Genomic DNA, 17871 nt, shown 5'->3' on the forward strand with positions numbered 1-17871 from the left:
ATTGTCCTTTACGGTCCTGTACGAGAAGAAGAAGTAGAGATGGGGTGAGGCTGGCGGTTACGGAGCCACCCCGGCTCGCGAGAGCCCCGCGGTCTCTTCGAGCCCGAGTGCGAGGTTCATGCACTGCACAGCACCGCCGCCGGTGCCTTTGGTGAGGTTATCGATGGCGCTGGTGACCACGAGCTTCTTGGCCGATTCGTCGACTTCTACCTGCACGTGGCACATGTTTGAGCCGACCACGTGCTGCGTCTGTGGCTGCTGCCCTGCCGGGAGCAGAGTGACGAAGGCTTCGCCCGCGTAGGCGGATTCGTAGGCCGCGCGAGCGGCGGCAGCGTCCACGCCCTGGGCAAGGGGTGCGACCACGGTGGTGAGGATGCCGCGCGGCAGCGGCGCGAGCACCGGCGTGAAGCTGATGCCGACCGGAGACTGTGCTACTTCTTGCAGGTTCTGCTGGATTTCCGGGGTGTGCCGGTGGGTGCCGCCAGCGCTGTAGGCCTTCAGCGAGCCCATTGTTTCCGCGCCCAGCATGGCAACGCTCGCCTTCTTGCCTGCGCCGGAAACGCCGGTGACGGAGACGATGGTCAGGTCCGGCTCGACCAGGCCGGATGCGACTGCTGGCCACGCCGCGAGCGTGGCGCCCGTGGGGAAGCACCCTGGCACCGCGATTCGCGTGGCAGCCGCGATCTGCTCGCGGTGGCCGGGCAGCTCCGGCAGGCCGTATGGCCAGGACCCGGCGTGCTCGGAGTCGTAGTAGTGCTGCCAGGCATCGGCGCTGCGCAGGCGGAAGTCCGCAGCACAGTCGATGACCGTGACCTCTGGCGGCAGCGCCGCGCCGATCTTCGCGGAGTGCCCGTGCGGCAAGCCGAGGAAGACGACGTCGTGGCCCGCGAGCACCTCTACCGTGGTGGGTTCGATGACACGGTCGGCGAGCTCGGGCAGGTGCGGCATGAGCTCGCCTACCGAGGCGCCCGCGTTGGAGGCCCCGGTGAGCGCACCGATCTCGAGCTCGCCCGCGAGGTCTGCCGGGTGGCCGAGCAGCAGGCGGAGGATCTCACCGCCGGCGTACCCGGTAGCGCCCGCGACTGCTACTTTCAACACTTTTTGCTCTGACATACACGGGAGTGTAACAGCTATGCGGCCCGGTGTATGTTATTCAGGCAAATTTCTTTCCTCCTACCCCCGGAAACACGTCTGCCCACTACCGAAACGAAATCGGCAGTGGGCAGTGAACGCGTATTTTATGCCATCAACGCATATTCATATATCCCTAGATGACGCCCTGCGCCAGCATCGCGTCAGCGACCTTCTTGAAGCCCGCAATGTTCGCGCCGGCCACGTAGTCGCCCTCCATGTCGTACTCCTTTGCGGTCGAATCGACCGTCTTGAAGATGTTCGACATGATCTCATGCAAACGCTGGTCGGCGTACTCGAAGGACCAGGAGTCGCGCGAGGCGTTCTGCTGCATCTCCAGCGCGGAGGTGGCCACGCCACCTGCGTTGGCGGCCTTGCCCGGCGCGAACGCGATCCCCTTCTGCTGGAAGTAGTGGGCAGCCGCTGGGGTGCACGGCATGTTGGCGCCCTCGGCGACGTAGCGCACACCGTTGTCGACGAGGAGTTTGGCGTCGTCACCGTTGAGCTCGTTCTGGGTGGCGCACGGCAGGGCAACATCCGCCTGGACTTCCCACACGTTGCCGTCCCGGTGGTACTCGACGCCCTCCCCGGCCTCAGCCGCGTAGGTGGAGATGCGCCCGCGGCGCACTTCCTTGACGTCCTTGAGCAGTTCGATGTCCACGCCGTTCGGGGTGGTGACGTAGCCGGAGGAGTCCGACATGGCAACCACCACGCCACCGAGCTGCTGCACCTTCTCAGCAGCGTAGATAGCCACGTTGCCGGAGCCCGAGACGATAACCTTGGAGCCCTCGAAGGACTCGCCGTGCGTCTGCATCATTTCGGAGGCGAGGTAGACCAGGCCGTAGCCGGTTGCCTCGGTGCGCACGAGCGAGCCGCCCCATTTCAGGCCTTTGCCGGTGATCACGCCGGACTCGTGGCTGTTTTCCAGGCGGCGGTACTGGCCAAAGAGGTAGCCGATCTCGCGGGCGCCAACGCCGATGTCACCGGCTGGCACGTCGCGGTATTCGCCGATGTGGGTGTGCAGCTCCGTCATGAAGGACTGGCAGAACCGCATGATCTCGGCGTCGGACTTGCCTTTCGGGTCAAAGTCGGAGCCGCCTTTCGCACCGCCGATTGGCAGACCGGTCAGGGAGTTCTTGAAGATCTGCTCAAAGCCCAGGAACTTGATGATGCCCAGGTTCACACTCGGGTGGAACCGCAGCCCGCCTTTGTATGGGCCGAGCGCGGAGTTGAACTGTACGCGGAAGCCGCGGTTGACCTGGATTTGCCCGTTGTCATCGACCCATGGGACGCGGAACACAAGTTGGCGCTCTGGCTCGCAGAGGCGCTCGATGAGTCCGTAGTCAGCGTAGTGAGGATCCTTGTTGAGGACGATCTTGAGGGAGTCAAGCACTTCCGCGAGTGCCTGGTGGAACTCCGGTTCCCCCGCGTTCCTCTTCTGCAATTTGCCGTAATAGTCTGAGATCTGTTGATCGATAGACATGTGAATCCTTTCTTCGTAGCGCCCCTTCCGTGGCGAGCACTTCATTGGCTGGACCCCTGTTAGTTTTCCCTCATTGCAAAAGCGTCGCAGGAAAAATCTACCGAATTTTTGCGACATAGGTCACATTTTTGGCGCTATTTCGCCAGCATTTCCACAAAGTAGAACAGCCCGATGCCCAGGAAGATGATCCCCGGCAAGTACTGCAGGCCCGGGATGTTGCGCAGCTGCGTCCGCGCCGCCACCCGAATCAGCACCGACATCGCGCTAAACACCATCAGCGTCACCCCCAGCAGCAGCCCCAGCATGCTGAGCTTTTCCGCCAGCCCGTCGTAGTGGCTCATCATCGGCGTGAAGAAGGAGGTGAAGAACACCAGCGCCTTCGGGTTCGAGATGTTGGTGACGTACCCCAGCCGCACCGAGGCGCCCGCCGTGCGCGCAGCCACGCTCGCCACTTCTTGCCCTTCAGTACTTTTCGACGTCCCCTTCGCCGCCTTCACGCTCCCCCACAGACCGAACGCGCCGAGCAGCATCAGCGCCACCGACCCCGCCAGCGGCAACACCACCGACAGCGCAGGCACGACGTGCAGGAGCGCCTCAATCCCGAGCAGCGCGAGTACCGACCACGTTGCCACCCCGAGCATCGCGCCGAGCGCCGTCCAGAACCCCGCCCGCTGCCCGTAGCGCGAAGTCTGCGTGCCGATCGCCACAATGTCCGGCCCCGGAATCGCCATCACCGTTGCCCATGTGAGCACGTCTACGAGCACGGGCGGACCTCCTCCGTATCGGGCCGATGATTTCAGTAGGAGCAAGGATAAGCGATGCCCGTAGTGCCCGGGGGCGATTCTGAACCCGAACATATCTGCGACTATGAGCCTGCTGGCTCGGTGCCATGTCGGACCTCTTCGGTACATTGCAGCAACACCAACAACACCGAAGGAGTCCAATCATGACAACGCCCACAGTGCGGTTCCACGGTTACCCGAAACGCCCCGTCCCCGATATTTTCGGCGGCTCCGACTGGGACGTGCCCATGACCGACCGCGATAGCGACTCTATCTTTTTCCTCGTGGAGTACCTGAAAATCACCGACCCCGAAAACGCGAACGAGCCGGCGGCCTACAAATTACTTCGCGAGCTCAGCGACGAACACCGCGCAATGGAGCAGGGACTATTTCACCGACTGCGCGAGACACCAGGCATCCCGAAGGAGAAGGACCAGGCGTTTTACCGGGTGATGTTCCAGTTCCGCCAGTACCAAGCCGGGCAGCTCGTGGCCAAAGCCCTGGAGGCCACGGACGGGAACCCGTACAAGGTGGTCGGGATGATGCGCTACCACCACCCATCAATCGAACGCGCCGTAGCTGTCGACGCCGTCATGAAAACCACCGTGGAAGAAGCACTGAAAAAGCTCGGGAAGGACCACAGTCCGCAGGCCGTCGAGGAACTCTGGTTGGAGCTCAACCAGGAGGCGGACCTGTTCGCGCAAACGAAGAAGGTACTACGCCTGGCCGGGTGGGCGAAGGACATCGCCGACATCCCGCGCAGCAGCGAGGCGATGAAACAGATCTTCCAACAGGACCAGCGCGAGGCCGCCTGGACCGTGATTGACCAACACCTAACCGAGCCAATCAACGCCTTAATGGACCTGTAAGAAGAGGAAGATCCCTGGGCGGTGGACTGGGACAGCTAGGCCTTGTCCCCCGCTTGCCCGCTGGTCATCTTCGCGTAGTTAGTGAAGGGCATACTCCCTGACGCTGGCGTTCGTTCACAGGTGGCAAATAACGACCCAACGCCTACATGCACCTGGGTGATCCGCTACCGGATACTCACCACGCTGCTATCATTTCAGTCTTCTGAACACCTGCAGCTGCGCTGTCATCGATGTGCATGCCCGCTGGCCAGGCAGCCCAATCCGCTGCTCGTGGCCCGCCCAATCCTTCGGCATCGAGTATGCCGCCACAGATAATGAAAGGCCCCGGTCATTTGTGCATTTTCCTCATGGGAAAGAGGCTTGACCGGGGATCTATCGCAGCCCACCCTACCGGCCCTATTCCAACAAATGCAAAGCTACTGCAGTCGGGGTGTCCGCTTCGAAGCCCCAGTTTAAGCGTGAGAAAAGGGTGGCTGGACGCGGTTAGCTACACACAAAATGTCCCTTAATCCAATTCTTTGCGATTCAAAATCAAGTCGCGTCCCCATTTGATTTGTTATGCAAAAGCCCCCCTCGCATTTGAGCTTGCAACGCATAGGCTTGGAGGGGGTATCTCTTGATTCGGACTATATACAACTCCAAAGCTTTAGAGCAATTTTCTACCCTAGCCATTCTCGGGACGAGGTCATACGAAATCATCCGTCGGCAAAACCGACCTGGCCCGAGCATTACTTAACGTTGCAGCATTCGCGATTCTCCATTCCAGGAGCACACCGACCGTAGTCGTTTGCTTGGCACGACTATGTTCGACAAAGGAAATAGACTACCGCTCGAACAAGGTCGGTTGGACCGTTCGCATTTTTCGATTGCTCCTTCCTCATCCAGTCGCTTATTTGGTCATCTTCGCGTAGTTAGCGAAGAGCAACTCTTGGCGTTGACGCTCGTTCGCAAGTTTGCGAGGTGCCCCAAATGCCTTGTCGACTTCCTTATCCAACGCGTCGTGCGCCTTGAGCAGCGCCGGGTCCATCGCGAGCGGGTTGTAGTGTTCCGCCAGCGAACGCTCCGGGTGCAATTCACGGGCGGCCAGCACTTTCTTGCCCGCGTCGATGATCCGCTGGCGCGTCTTCTCATCCAGCTCGGGGACGGGGAACGTGTTCCAGGTCAGCGTAGAGCCAAAGCTTGGATCAGATTTCATTCGTCCGCCTACGGCACGCTGCCACGTCATAAACATTGATGATGAAATCAAACCGAACAATAGACCAGATGGATCCACCGCTGTGTACACCTTGTCGCCTGCAATGGTTGTCGGCTCTAAATAGTCAACTGTGTAATATTTTCTAGAGTCGGTCACGACACGAGGGATTCCGACGTACCGTACCAATGGGCGATTGGAATTCGGTCGCATCAAATGAGGAATATCCTTCAACTTAAAAGCATCGCTCGATTCCGATCCTCGTTGCCGAAACTGTTTACAAGCTTCCACTCGGTGCTTCAGCAAGGGCGATTTTGCAATATCCGTGGGTTCGAAGTCATCGTCTGCCATCCACAGACACCAACGATCAAGGCCTCGCACCAGTTCTCTTCCCATACGGAAAGGCCGCAAATACTTTGCAGCGATTGGATCAGCCTTGACTTCGTCATACTCATCTACTTCGACTAAAAGATGACCATCGTCAGTTGGTTGGGTTCCCTTTGAAGCTTTCGGCAAAAAATCAGCCAACGGTTTCGACCGTTTCTTGACAAGTACATTAGGACCATCAATCAAATACGCATTGATCCCATGAACAACTGCTTGCTCCACCGCGTCGCCTTTAATGTCTGGATAGTCCCACAGGCGCTGTTTCACGCCACGGTCACGGGTGAACCCGACGATGACACAGTGCACGGCTGCTTTGCCTGGCGCTTCGGAGTCCCATGCGAACGTTCGGTGCGCGAACTTGATCCGCCACCCATCCCGAATCAGCGGTCCGAATAATGCTGGAACGGGCTGTCCTTGGGTGATCGAGTTGGTGGTGACGTATGCGAACTCACCCTGACGCTCTGCGAGCAATGTTTTAGCTTGGGCGTGCCAGCCGGTGACGTAGTCCAGGTAGCCGTCGTAGTCTTTGCCCCACACGCGTTTCATGTCGGCGGTCTGTTCTTTAGTCTTTGTCCACTGCCCGATAAATGGTGGGTTGCCGAACACATATGTTCGCCCTGCGGTTTCCGGTAGGACGTTGCGCCAGTCCACGGCGAGCGCGTTACCGTGCGTGATGTGTGCGGTGATGCTGATCGGCAGACGTTCCGGTGCGAGTCCTACTCGGTCGGCGAGTTCACGGTTCGCCTGGTGGTCTACGAGAAACATTGCGGTCTCGGCGATGCGGGCTGGCCACCAGTTCAGCTCGATGCCGTAGAACTGTCCGATGGAAAGCTTCTGCTCCCACGTGATATCCAGCGACATCGCGGTGTTGCCTTCGCGTTCGCGGATCGCGACGATGACGTCGGTCTCAATCTTGCGCAGCTCACGGTAGGCGACGATGAGGAAGTTTCCGGAGCCACAGGCGGGGTCCATGAATACGTGTGTGGCGAGGCTGTCGCGGAATTCGCGGAGCTTTTTCACACTGGTCGATTTCGAGTTGATGAGACGGTCGGCTTCTTCGCGGAGCTCGTCGAGGAACAGCGGGCCGAGCGTCTTCAAGATGTTCTTCTCGGACGTGTAGTGCTCGCCGTCGTCGCGACGTGCCTCCTTCGACTTCACAAGCTGGAAAAGCGAGCCGAAGATCGCCGGTGAAATGTTGGTCCACTGGAAACGGCAGGCGACCAGGATCGCGTCGCGCATTTCCGGGGTGAAAAACTGGGTGGGCATGATGGTTTCAAACAGCGTGCCGTTCACATACGGGAACGCAGCCATCGAATCGGGGACGCGGCGGCGACGCTCCTCCGGGGTGTTAAGCACCTCGAATAAACCGGCAAGCTGCGTGCCGAGGTTCTCGCTGTTGGTGTGCTCAAGAATGAAACGGTAAAACAGGTCCTGCTCCCACAACCCGGCATCATCGCCGAACAGCAGGAACAGCAGGCGCGTGAGGAACATGGATGTTTCCTGCACCGCGAGCTCCTCGTCCTGCATGTAGGTGGGGGCTGCGTCGCCTACTTCTTCGTCCACCTCGTCGCCGACCATGGCGGTAAACAGGTTCGCCATAATCTTTGATGCTGCGATCGAGGCCTGTGTCTGCTCAACGTGCGTGAGCTTGTCCTCGTAGCCCGCCAGGAATTTGAGTTCGTCGACGTGGTCCGTGATTTCCTCGAGCGGGAACTCGATGTTGAACCGGGTTTCTGCATCGCCGAGGCGCATGAGTCGGATGCGGTAGAAGTCGGTGGCGATGATGTAGCGGGGTTGTTCGGCGTCGTTGACGGTGCCGCCGAGGAGGTAGTCGCGGGCTTGGTCGATTGCTACTTGCAGGTCAACGCCTGGCTTCTTGGCTTCGCCGATGACGACTCCGGGCCAGAAGAGGTCGATGTAGCCGCGTTGTCCGCTTGACGCGCGCTTCGCGTCCTGTTCAAAGAGGTCCATGCGCGAGGCTGTAATGCCGAAGCATGCGAGGAGTTCTGCCCAGTACGACTGCGCGTATTTGCGTTCGAGTGCGCCTTCGTCGAGTGAGCGCCACCCGTCGAGGCGTTCGTTCCAACGGTGTTTGAAGCCGTCGAGGTTGCGGCGCATGGTGGCGCGATCAAGGCGCGGAGCAGTTGTCACAGAACTCATACAGGTAGCTTAACGGAGGCGTCCGACATGCGAGCGGGCGATCGTCGATAAGCTGAGGGCCTCAATCCCAGAGAACTTCTGTCATGGGAAGTCGACGCCTGCTACCGCAGCGAGTTCACCCAACGCGCTTCAACGCCAGTGGTTTCAGGTGTCCCCTTGCAACGGTGATGACCGCACGTTTTTGTTTCATGGCGACCCCCCCTATTCCCGCTCTTCGCTGGAGTAGTGCTCAATGATGCGCCCAAGGAAACTGATGATGACTGCGGTAATTAAATACCCGCTGACCGCATAATTAAACATGCCGTTGCACATCGCATCGCTGAGCACGTCGTACATCAGAAAAACAGGTGCTAGTAAAACCATCACCACTAGGAAACGGTATGGAGAAAGCACTTTTCGCTTCACCGATAAGTGGACTAGGAACCCAATTACCACGATGCATAAGGAGATGAACAGCGCGAGCGCTGCGCCTAAAACCACAAAGATCATGCCCTAGACTCCTCCGAGCGCGACCGCTCCTCCGCAAGTCGCCGTTCGGCTTTCACGCTGGACGTATAGAGTGCCTCCGTAAAGGCGAGATCCCCGCCTTCCATAATCTCTCGTGCGGACTCGGCGACAATGAGCATCGAGCCGTTCTTCGTCCGGACCCCGAGGCCAAACGAGAGGTAGAGGGCTGGCTTGTCCACAATCATGGGAACGAAATCCCACACACCATCAACCTGGTCGATATACCAACAACCCAGCAGGTAGGTCACTGCTTTCTGACGCTCCTCTTCGCTGAGGCTCGAATCGCGGATCCGCTCCACTGAGCTCCGCGGGAAAGCGGTCCCACGGAGATTCGTGACATCCATATCCGGCGAGACGAAAGGCGGCTGCAAAGTCTGGTACTCGGCAAGCAGGGCACGCGACTCTTCGTCAATCTTCTTCAGGCGCGGCGCGTAGGAATCAGCAAGGAAATAGCTGGAGTGTACGTCGGTGCTCATGAGGCTGCTCCTTTAGGTCTAGCGCCGATACTGACACCACTTTAATCACGCACCCATATTCGACTCGACCCATACGCAAAACCCAGCAAATCGCTCCACGTAGCAGGAACGAAATGTTTCGTAGCAACTCTCATCCAAGTGATACGTTCCGGATCCTCGAAACTGAGTGTTTGAAGAAACAAATCGCCAGCAATTTCGTATGCCCATAAATCATGGACATTCTCATACTCAACCGAGTTTTTGTGAAACGTTCCTTCGGGCTGAAAGAGAGTTTCAAACCCCACGAAGGTGGTCCCGCTCGACGTTTCTACTTCCAAAACGAGATATAAAAACGTATCAATCCAAGCGGCAGCCCCATGAAACTTCGGCGAAGATACGGCACCTTCAACCCTAGAATTGCTTTCACTCAAAGCATCCTTATTGAGGATTTCCGCCAAATAGTTTGCAGCGGCCTTTAAATCGAATTGATGCTCTGGGGCTTTTGCCATTTCCATAAATCCAAAGTGGGAACTTCTGTAGGGTTTACACCCGCCCGTCGCCAGATGCTAACACGTGCGTTATCGAATACGCGCCACCCAGCATGCGCCCAGCACGGTGGCTGAAAGAATTGATACCGGCATCGACAGTCAGTGGAACCCCAGCTTAAGCGTGAGAAATGGGTGGTTCGGCTGCGACTTTTACACACAACATGTTCCTTAAGGCCAACGAACGCGCTGGGTGCAGTCCACGCGCGGCTGGCAATATCTTTTTGCGTGTCTCCTCGTTCGACTTGGCGACTGGAAAACTCGAGCAAACGGCTGGAGCCCATTCCGGTCGAGGTGTTTAAAGCGTGCGACGCTGGTCGTCGAAAATCAGCCGGGCTGGACGAAAATGCGCGACCTGCATCGCACTCCTTTAACACCTCGACACGAGCAAAGCCTTGCAGATCAATCGCGCTACAGCGCCTTTTGACCACAAGCCCGAATCAGAACGACCAGTGAAATATCGCTGCCAACCGATATGTACAAGATGTACATTTACGGCATGGAAATAAAATCAGTGGCATCCAGCGAGTTCCGCAATTCGCAGAGCCAGCTATTAGAGGAAGCGCAGCGCACACCTGTCGTTATCACCAGTCGGGGCAGCCGTGCTCGCGCAGTTGTCGTCTCTCCTACATTCTTTGCGCGCGCTGTCGAAGCTCTCGAGGACCTGGAAGACATCCGCGCCGCCGAATTTGCTCGGCAAGAGAGCGAGGAAATCTCGTTTGAGGACCTCAAAAAGGAACTCGGCTTCGCGTAAAGCTCCGCTATGTCAAACGCCCCTTATCGCATCACCTTCAAATCTTCTGCTGCGAAGGAACTACGCAAACTCGATAAGCAAACCCAGAAGCGTATGCGCGTCAAGCATCACCGCGTTGTATACGAGATCGCAGACGCTCAATGCTCAGCCTCAGTGCAACCCAGCCCGTTCGGCCAGCACCTGCGCTGTCACCGAACGTGAATCCGGGTCCACGCCCTGCTGGGCGACTTTCGCCGGCGTCCCGGTGGCCAAGATCTGGCCGCCCTCGTCTCCGGCGCCGGGGCCGACGTCGATAATGTGGTCGGCTTGCGCGACCACCCGCAGATCGTGCTCGACGACGACCACTGTGGCGCCGTCGTCGACAAGGTGGCGCAGCTGGGCGAGCAACAGATCAACATCCGCCGGGTGCAGCCCCGTCGTCGGCTCGTCCAGGAGGTACAGGCTGTGCTTGCGGCTAGAGCCGCGCTGCATCTCGGAGGCCAGCTTGATGCGCTGCGCCTCCCCGCCCGAAAGCTCCGGGGACCCCTGCCCCAGCCGCAGGTAGCCCAGGCCGAGCGCGTGCAGGAACTCGACAGAGCGCAGCACCTTCGGCTCCTCGGCGAAGACCTCCAGTGCCTCGTCCACGGTCAGCGCCAAAATGTCCGCGATGCTGCGGCCGTTCCACTGCACCTCAAGGATCTCCGGCTTGTAGCGCTTGCCGTGGCAGGCCGGGCAGGTGGTGTACGTGCCCGGCAGGAACACCAGCTCGACCTCGATGCTGCCCGCACCATCGCACTCCGGGCAGCGGCCCTTCGTCGTGTTATAGGAAAAGTCCGACACCGACATGCCTCGCTGCTTAGCCTCGGGGGTCGCGGCGAAGAGCCTGCGGACGTGATCGAAAAGCCCCGTGTAGGTCGCCACGGTGGAACGCACCGTGCGCCCAATCGGCTTCTGAGTGATGTGCACCAACCGGCGGATCTTATCGACGCCCTCTACGTTGTCCACCCTGAAATCCTCAGAGGGATCGGATCCTGCCGTGAGCTCAGCATCCGCATCCCTGTCCGATGCCTCCTCGGCGCCGACCACCTGCTTTGCAGAGCGGGACACCACGTCCGCCAGCACCCCGATGACCAGGGTGGATTTGCCGGAACCGGATACTCCCGTGACTGCGGTGAGTGCTCCCAGCGGGAAGTCCACGTCGGCGCCGTCGAAGGCGCGTGCGTGCACACCGCGCAGGCTAATCGATGCACCGGTGTCGGCCGGAGTGTCCGTCAACTCGGGGAAGTCCGCATTCAGGGCGATCGCCGTGGGCGAGCCCAGCTCATCGGCGTTCGCGCGGAACTGGCTAGTCGGGCCGGAGAACACCAGCTCCCCGCCGCGCTCCCCTGCGCGGGGGCCGATGTCCACAATCCAATCGCACCCGGCCACTAGGGACATGTCGTGCTCCACCAGCAGCACCGAATTACCGGCGTCGATGAAGCGCTGCAGCAACTCAGAGACAGCCTTGCGCTCCACCACGTGCAAGCCCGCCGAGGGTTCATCCAGCACATAGGTTGTGCCGAACAGGCTCGAGTTCAACTGGGAGGCCAGCCGCAGGCGCTGGTGCTCGCCCGCGGACAAGGTCCGTGCCGGGCGGGACAGGCTTAAGTGTCCCAGACCCAGCTCATTCGCCGCCCGTACCGTGGGCAGCACCTGATCCAGCAGCAGCTCTTCGGCCTCGTCGTGTTCGTTCCACTGCTGCTCCGTGATGCCGCCCAGGCGCTGGAGGCGCTTCTCCAACACAGCCAGCACGTCCTTCAACGCCAAGTCGTTGAACTCGTCGATGGCGTAACCAGCGTAGGTGACCTGCAGGGTATCCGGCTGGAAACCACGGCCCTGGCACGTCGGGCACGTCGACGAATGCATAAACGAGAGCACCCGACGACGGTTCTTGTCCGACTCCGTCTCCGCCAAGGTGTCAGTGAGGTAGGTGGCAACCGAGCGCCACTTGCCTTTATACGAACCATGCACCGCGTTTTCGTCCCGCACCGGGTGGACGGTGACCACCGGCTGCTCGTCCGTGAACAGGATCCAGTCGCGGTCCTTTTGCGGAAGATCCCGCCACGGGACGTCCAGCGGGTAGCCGAGGGTGCCCAGGATGTCCCGGAAGTTCTTCCCCAACCACGCCCCCGGCCATGCGGCGATCGCGCCGTCCCAGATAGACAGGCTGGGATCCGGCACCATCGACGCTTCCGTCGGCTGGTGCACGGTGCCGGTGCCCTGGCACTCGGGGCACATGCCGGCCGTGGTGTTGGGTGAGAAAGCGTCGGAGTCGAGCCTGCCGTATTCCAGCCGCTCGCGCATACCTTCCGGGTAGCTGCCGGAGCGGGAAAAGAGCAGCCGAATGCTATTCGACATATTCGAGATCGTGCCCACGGAAGAGCGCGCTCCACCCAGGGTGGTGGACTGCTGCAGCGCCACTGTCGGCGGCAGACCCGCGACCGAGCCGACGCGCGGATTGACCGCGCCACCGATCAGACGACGCGCAAACGGCGAAACGGACTCCAGGTAGCGGCGCTGCGCTTCCCCATGAATAGTGCCGAACGCCAGGCTGGACTTTCCCGAGCCCGACACACCGGTGACCGCCACGAGGGTATCCCGAGGCAGATCAACGTCGATGTGCTTCAGGTTGTGCAGGTGCGCATCACGCACCCGGATCATTGGATCGTGACCCGCGCGCTCTGTCGAGTGCGCAGCCGGGGACTCGGACGTGGCGTGATTCATGGTGGCCACCATACCTTGCGAGCTGCTCCCCTCTCGGAGGGGGTGTCCTCGGTGCGTAGCACGACGCCCTAAGCCTATGTGTCCTCCGCAACCACTTCTCCCCGGGCCAGGACCTGCCGGACCACAAGGCCGCCCACCCCATCACCGTGCAGTGCCTGAGCGGCACGCTCGACTTCACCTGCGCGAGCACGTCATTCATGCGGTGGAATGCCCGGCCGACGCACAAGAGGCTGCTGCTGACGATGCTCACCGGCAAGCGTCACCAGCAGGACTAGCGGCCCGCCCCCTCTGCCGCGCGGTCGGGGACATACGCACACGTCGGGTCAGAGGCCAACGCATTGCCCGTTAAGGCGTAGGCCGTCGATCGCGAACCACCGCACACGTCGGCGAACTCGCACACCGAGCACTTTCCATCCCACCGGGAGGGATCGCGCAACGCGTGAAACACCGGCGAATGCGAGTAGATCGCCGCCAACTCCTCGTCTTTGACATTTCCGCAGCGCAAAGGGAGGAAACCGTTGGGGTAGACGTCGCCGACGTGGTCGATGAACACGAACCCGCTGCCGGCGTTGACCGCCATGGGCGGGCGCGGAGTGCGCGGGTGCTCATTCGGGCCAAGCAACTCGGCGGTGCGCGCGGTCAATTCCCGGTACAATTCACCACCTTCATAGGTCACGCCCTGCCGGCGCTGCAGGGCCACCCGCCGATACTGCGGCGCCTCCGTCGTCTTGATCGCCACCCGGTCGGCGACCTCCGCCAGCCACCACAACGCGTCCTCCCGCTGCTGCACGCTCAGGCCACGCAGGCTGCTGCCGCGCCCGGTGGGCACGAGGAAGAACACGCTCCACAGCTTGGCGCCCATCTCCAGCACGCGGGCCAGCATGTCCGGGGCTTCCCGGACGTTGTCGGCGGTGAGCGTGGAGTTGACCTGCAGCCGGTAGCCCAAATCCGTGACGTCGCGGGCGATCTCCAGAGTGCGGTCGAAGGTGCCGCCGAAACCGCGGAAACTGTCATGGGTCTCGGCGCAGGCCCCATCGAGGGACAGCGACAGCGCCGATCCCCCGGCGGCACGCAGCCCGGCCAGGCGCTCTCGCGTCAGGCGTGGGGTCACCGACGGCGACAAGGAGACGTTCAGGCCGAGCGCGGTACCGTAAGCCGTCAGCTCCTCCAGGTCACCCCGCTCAAATGGGTCACCACCAGTGAGCACCACCAGCGGGCGCGGTGTGTCGTACCCGGCCAAGGACCCCAGCAACCGCTTACCCTGCTCGGTGCTCAACTGCCCCGGGGCGGGCTCGTGCTGGGCATCGGCGCGGCAGTGCTGACAGACCAGCTGGCAAGCGCGGGTGACCTCCCAGATGGCGATGAAAGGCTTGCTGGCGATGTCGTGGCGCACGGTGCGCACCGCGCGGGAGCGCCGAGGCGAGGAGACGGTCATGGGTTCCACCTTTTGTCGGTCATGAATCAAACTATTGGTTGATAAAACGACTATAGTCGAACTAAACGTGTCGGTTAAGTGGTCGATGTGATGACAGGGCAATTTATTGGGTGCTGTTGCAAACTTCAGGCGGAGAGCCGTGACGACCCAGTCTTCATCCTCTGATGCTCGCTGCGGGTCGGCGTTCTCAGGCAGCCTCGAACACCCGGCTGACGATCACCACATCCGGGTTCGGTTACTCGTAGGCAAACATCGCGCCCTGGCCTTTCCGTAATGAGTGCATCGCTTCCATCCCTTTCAACGTCCGGTACGCCGAGGTCCGGTTTTTGAACGCCCCCTTCGGTCCGAGGATCCGTTTCAGCCGCCCATGATCTCCTTCAATGACGTTATTGAGGTATTTCACCTGCCGGTGTTCCACGGTCTGCGGGCAGATTCCCTCTGACTTCAACTCGGCGATTGCCCTGGCCAGGGAGGGTGCTTTATCGGTGTTGATCACCCGCGGGAACCCGGTTATCGTGTTCGACCTCAGGGTCTTGGCCAGGAAACGCTTCGCTGCGGCGACATTACGCTTTGGGGACAGGTAAAAATCCAGGGTATGCCCACCCGCGGTGATGGCCCGATAGAGGTAGCACCACTTTCCCCGACCCGGATATAGGTCTCGTCCACCCGCCAGGACCGGGCCTGCCAATCCGGGACTTGTCGGTACCACCGGGTCTGCTTGTCCAGCTCAGGAGCATATTTCTGGACCCAGCGGTAGATGGTGCTGTGATCGACCGGTACGCCGCGTTCGGTCATCATTTCTTCCAGATCGCGGTAGCTGAGCCCGTAGCGGCAGTACCACCGGACCGCCCACAGGATGATTTCACGGGGAAATGACGACCGGAGAAGATGCCCATGGCTGTGATTATTTCACGCAGGTCTTCCTGTCGCCCGAACTTTACAACAGCACCAGCGGAAACGGGGTTCTCGCGGGCCACGGTCGCACGTCACGTCGCCGCCCTTAAAGGGGCGGGTGAATGGCCCGAGCTGTAGGGGTCTCACACCGTAAGCAATATACGGTTCCCTGCCCCCGGGCAGTGAGGAATGAGAGAACCCGGGTGAAGCAAGGTTCTCAGATAGCGGAAGACCCCGGGGAGCAGGGGGGATTGCTCGACCCAGGGCCTTCGGACGCCTGCGGAGCAGGAACCCACCCCAGCGTCATCACGAAACTATCATTTGTACAAGCAGTGTGCAGGTCCCTTCCATGAGTCTGCCGGCTGTCGCTGAGACTCGTTTGCCTTGCTTTGCCCTCTTGGCGGCTCGTTTGTCTTCGATGTTGCAGATCATCAACCACAGCGTCTTCATCGCTGATTCATCGTTGGTGAACTGCACCCTGTTGCGGGTAGCTTTACGCAGTTCATTGTTGAATGATTCAATCGAATTCGTCGTATAGATTACTTTTCTCGCTGCCGGTGGGAACTGGAGAAACGGTATGAAACGCGCCCAAGCATCACGCCAGACCTTGACTGAGCGTGGATACTTTTCTCCCAATTCAGAGGCTTCAAATTCGTCTAAAGCAGCACGGGCTGTGGACTCGTCTGCGGCGGTGTAAATCTTTTTCAACGCCGCCGATACACCCCGTCGATCGCCGTAGGCTACCCACCGGTTAGCGGCACGAATCAGGTGCACGATACAGGTTTGCACCATAGAGTTCGGCCACGTTGCCTCAACTGCTTCTGGCAGGCCTTTAAGCCCGTCACAGCAGACAATAAAGACGTCTTTGACCCCACGATTGGAAAGATTGGCGCATACCTGCGCCCAAAATGAAGCGCCTTCTTCTTTGGCAATCCACAATCCCAAAATGTGCTTGATACCGTCGAGATCCACACCGATTGCCATGTACGCGGACTTGTTGACCACTCGGCCGCCGTCGCGGACTTTAATGCGCAACGCGTCCAGGAAAATAACTGGGTAGAACTCATCTAACTGGCGGTTTTGCCAGACCATGACCTCATCGAGGACGGCGTCAGTAACCGCAGAAATCGTCTCATGGGAAATATCAACACGCATCGCCGTTGCCATATGGTGCTGAATGTCCCTAATTGTCATCCCACCGGCGTACAAGCTGACGATCATGTCATCGACATCAGTCAAGCGCCTAGAACCTTTAGGGACCATAGTCGGCAAGAATGTTCCAGCCCGATCTCTTGGCACATCAACGGTGACTGGCCCGTAGTTAGAATCCACGGTCTTTGGATACGACCCGTTGCGGTGATTGTCTGTCCCAGCAGCAGCTTTAGCGCTCCTGTCGCCAGGCTCGTAGCCCAGGTGGGCATCCATTTCAGCGTTGAGGCCTCTGGTAATCGAGGCCTGTAACATGCCGCGAACCAGGTCATTGGCATCCGTTGTGGACGTGCCTAGGTCGTCAATCAGTTTCGCGATTTCAGGGTTAGCAAGAAGCTTCTTTTCAATCGCATCAATCTTGGCCTTATCAGCCGGATCTCGTCGTGCCACAGTAGTCATTCTGGTCCATCTCCTCATGCAGGTTAGGTACCCACACACAAACCATCAGACACTCTCCAAGGCGTTGATCATAGCCAATGTCATCGACGCCGACACCGCCACTCCGGCAGGCAAGGAGATTGCAGCCTAAAGACTAACCACACCCAGGCCCGTGCCGGACCCGATCCCTGTTAACAGATCACCGACGATTCAACGTGTCGAAGTGGCGAACCACAAAATCGAGGCGGCTTGGGCAGCGAGGATGAATCCCACGATGCCAATGATCCAAGCAGTAGTGCTCTGCGCGTTCCTCATGAGCCAGTTGTTTAGGCGAATCAACGGTTTTTCGATCGCGGAGCGGGCCACTATTCGGATGCAAGTGAGTAAGAGGGCCGGAAGGATCATTACGAAGCAATAGCCCAGCAAGAGCAGCAAATTGCTGGGGAATCCGGGACCCTCGGCCGTGATGATGCCGATGCCCGCGAGGTAGGGCAGCATGGTTGCGGCTTCGAAGAATACGGCGACGAGGGCCAATCCGATGAGCGAGCCGGTGGTGCTCGAAGAGGATTTTCCGCTCATGACCTGCGAACGCCACCTCAATATTCGGTTATCCCCACGTGCTGCTCGCTCCGCAGCGCGTGCTCGAGCTTTCTCGGTGTCCATGAAATGGCTTATTACCAGCAATGCAATCCCTGTGATGAGCTGCACATACCGAAAGCTCGCGGACTCGAACAGATGACTATAAGAGCCAAGTAGCGACGTAGCCCCAAACAGCAATGCCACGCCCAGTGCGAAATAAGAGCCTGCCACAACACTCAGAAAGAGCAGGAGCCTACCGATCCGCAAGCGTCCAGGTGCCGTTAACAAGCCGAGAGGGATCAGGAGGGTGCCGAAGCTGGTCGAATCGATGAGGGCTAGGACGACGAGGCTGCCGATGGTCGCGATCAT

The 17871-nt window shown here is 59.7% G+C and carries 13 protein-coding genes and 2 pseudogenes; 3 read left to right on the plus strand and 12 right to left on the minus strand.

Annotation, left to right across the window (positions count from 1 at the left end; genetic code table 11):
* Positions 1-57: 57 nt before the first annotated feature.
* From argC to KBX14_RS06230, 3 genes are all read right to left on the minus strand, one after another.
* Entirely contained in the window at positions 58-1113 is a 1056-nt protein-coding gene (gene argC / locus KBX14_RS06220) for an N-acetyl-gamma-glutamyl-phosphate reductase (protein ID WP_256042094.1), read from the minus strand.
* Between the two features lie 154 nt (positions 1114-1267).
* Positions 1268-2614: an NADP-specific glutamate dehydrogenase gene (gene gdhA, locus KBX14_RS06225; RefSeq protein WP_256042095.1), complete on the minus strand. Its 1347-nt coding sequence runs from the start codon at positions 2612-2614 to the stop codon at positions 1268-1270.
* A gap of 134 nt (positions 2615-2748) precedes the next feature.
* Positions 2749-3378, minus strand: a complete 630-nt coding sequence (locus KBX14_RS06230; protein WP_256042096.1) for a LysE family translocator — start codon at positions 3376-3378, stop codon at positions 2749-2751.
* A 182-nt stretch (positions 3379-3560) separates the two neighbouring features.
* On the opposite strand from KBX14_RS06230, the gene KBX14_RS06235 reads away from it, so the two are divergent.
* The gene (locus KBX14_RS06235; protein WP_256042097.1) at positions 3561-4265 is read left to right on the plus strand and encodes a hypothetical protein; all 705 of its coding nucleotides are present in this window, start codon (positions 3561-3563) and stop codon (positions 4263-4265) included.
* A gap of 889 nt (positions 4266-5154) precedes the next feature.
* Here the strand turns inward: KBX14_RS06235 and KBX14_RS06240 are convergent.
* From KBX14_RS06240 to KBX14_RS06255, 4 genes are all read right to left on the minus strand, one after another.
* Complete coding sequence (locus tag KBX14_RS06240; protein ID WP_256042098.1) at positions 5155-8004, minus strand: DNA methyltransferase; 2850 nt, start codon at positions 8002-8004, stop codon at positions 5155-5157.
* Between the two features lie 201 nt (positions 8005-8205).
* Entirely contained in the window at positions 8206-8493 is a 288-nt protein-coding gene (locus KBX14_RS06245; protein WP_256042099.1) for a hypothetical protein, read from the minus strand.
* Positions 8490-8987 carry a hypothetical protein gene (locus KBX14_RS06250; RefSeq protein WP_256042100.1) on the minus strand — a complete coding sequence of 166 codons (498 nt, stop codon included), beginning with the start codon at positions 8985-8987 and terminating at the stop codon, positions 8490-8492. The genes KBX14_RS06245 and KBX14_RS06250 overlap by 4 nt, the downstream gene beginning before the upstream one ends.
* A 41-nt stretch (positions 8988-9028) precedes the next feature.
* Positions 9029-9475: a hypothetical protein gene (locus KBX14_RS06255; RefSeq protein ID WP_256042101.1), complete on the minus strand. Its 447-nt coding sequence runs from the start codon at positions 9473-9475 to the stop codon at positions 9029-9031.
* A 535-nt stretch (positions 9476-10010) separates the two neighbouring features.
* Between KBX14_RS06255 and KBX14_RS06260 the strand changes: the two genes are divergently transcribed.
* A complete protein-coding gene (locus KBX14_RS06260) occupies positions 10011-10265 on the plus strand; it encodes a type II toxin-antitoxin system prevent-host-death family antitoxin (protein WP_256042102.1) in 255 nt (84 codons plus the stop codon).
* 150 nt (positions 10266-10415) lie between these two features.
* On the opposite strand, the gene KBX14_RS06265 is transcribed toward KBX14_RS06260, so the two are convergent.
* Positions 10416-13007, minus strand: coding sequence for an excinuclease ABC subunit UvrA (locus KBX14_RS06265; RefSeq protein ID WP_256042103.1), 2592 nt, complete (start codon positions 13005-13007; stop codon positions 10416-10418).
* 95 nt (positions 13008-13102) lie between these two features.
* Between KBX14_RS06265 and KBX14_RS11315 the strand changes: the two are divergent.
* A pseudogene (locus KBX14_RS11315) lies at positions 13103-13189 on the plus strand (LuxR family transcriptional regulator); the annotation flags it as partial.
* An 89-nt stretch (positions 13190-13278) separates the two neighbouring features.
* On the opposite strand, the gene KBX14_RS06270 reads toward KBX14_RS11315, so the two are convergent.
* The 4 genes and pseudogenes from KBX14_RS06270 to KBX14_RS06285 form a co-directional block, all read right to left on the minus strand.
* Positions 13279-14442, minus strand: coding sequence for a TIGR04053 family radical SAM/SPASM domain-containing protein (locus KBX14_RS06270; protein WP_256042104.1), 1164 nt, complete (start codon positions 14440-14442; stop codon positions 13279-13281).
* Between the two features lie 235 nt (positions 14443-14677).
* A pseudogene (locus tag KBX14_RS06275) lies at positions 14678-15338 on the minus strand (IS6 family transposase).
* Between the two features lie 304 nt (positions 15339-15642).
* Complete coding sequence (locus KBX14_RS06280) at positions 15643-16944, minus strand: IS256 family transposase (protein ID WP_256042105.1); 1302 nt, start codon at positions 16942-16944, stop codon at positions 15643-15645.
* Between the two features lie 189 nt (positions 16945-17133).
* The gene (locus KBX14_RS06285; RefSeq protein WP_256042106.1) at positions 17134-17871 is read right to left on the minus strand and encodes a GAP family protein; all 738 of its coding nucleotides are present in this window, start codon (positions 17869-17871) and stop codon (positions 17134-17136) included.

This window comes from Corynebacterium sp. CCUG 61414, assembly GCF_024453945.1.
Classification (GTDB): domain Bacteria; phylum Actinomycetota; class Actinomycetes; order Mycobacteriales; family Mycobacteriaceae; genus Corynebacterium; species Corynebacterium pseudogenitalium.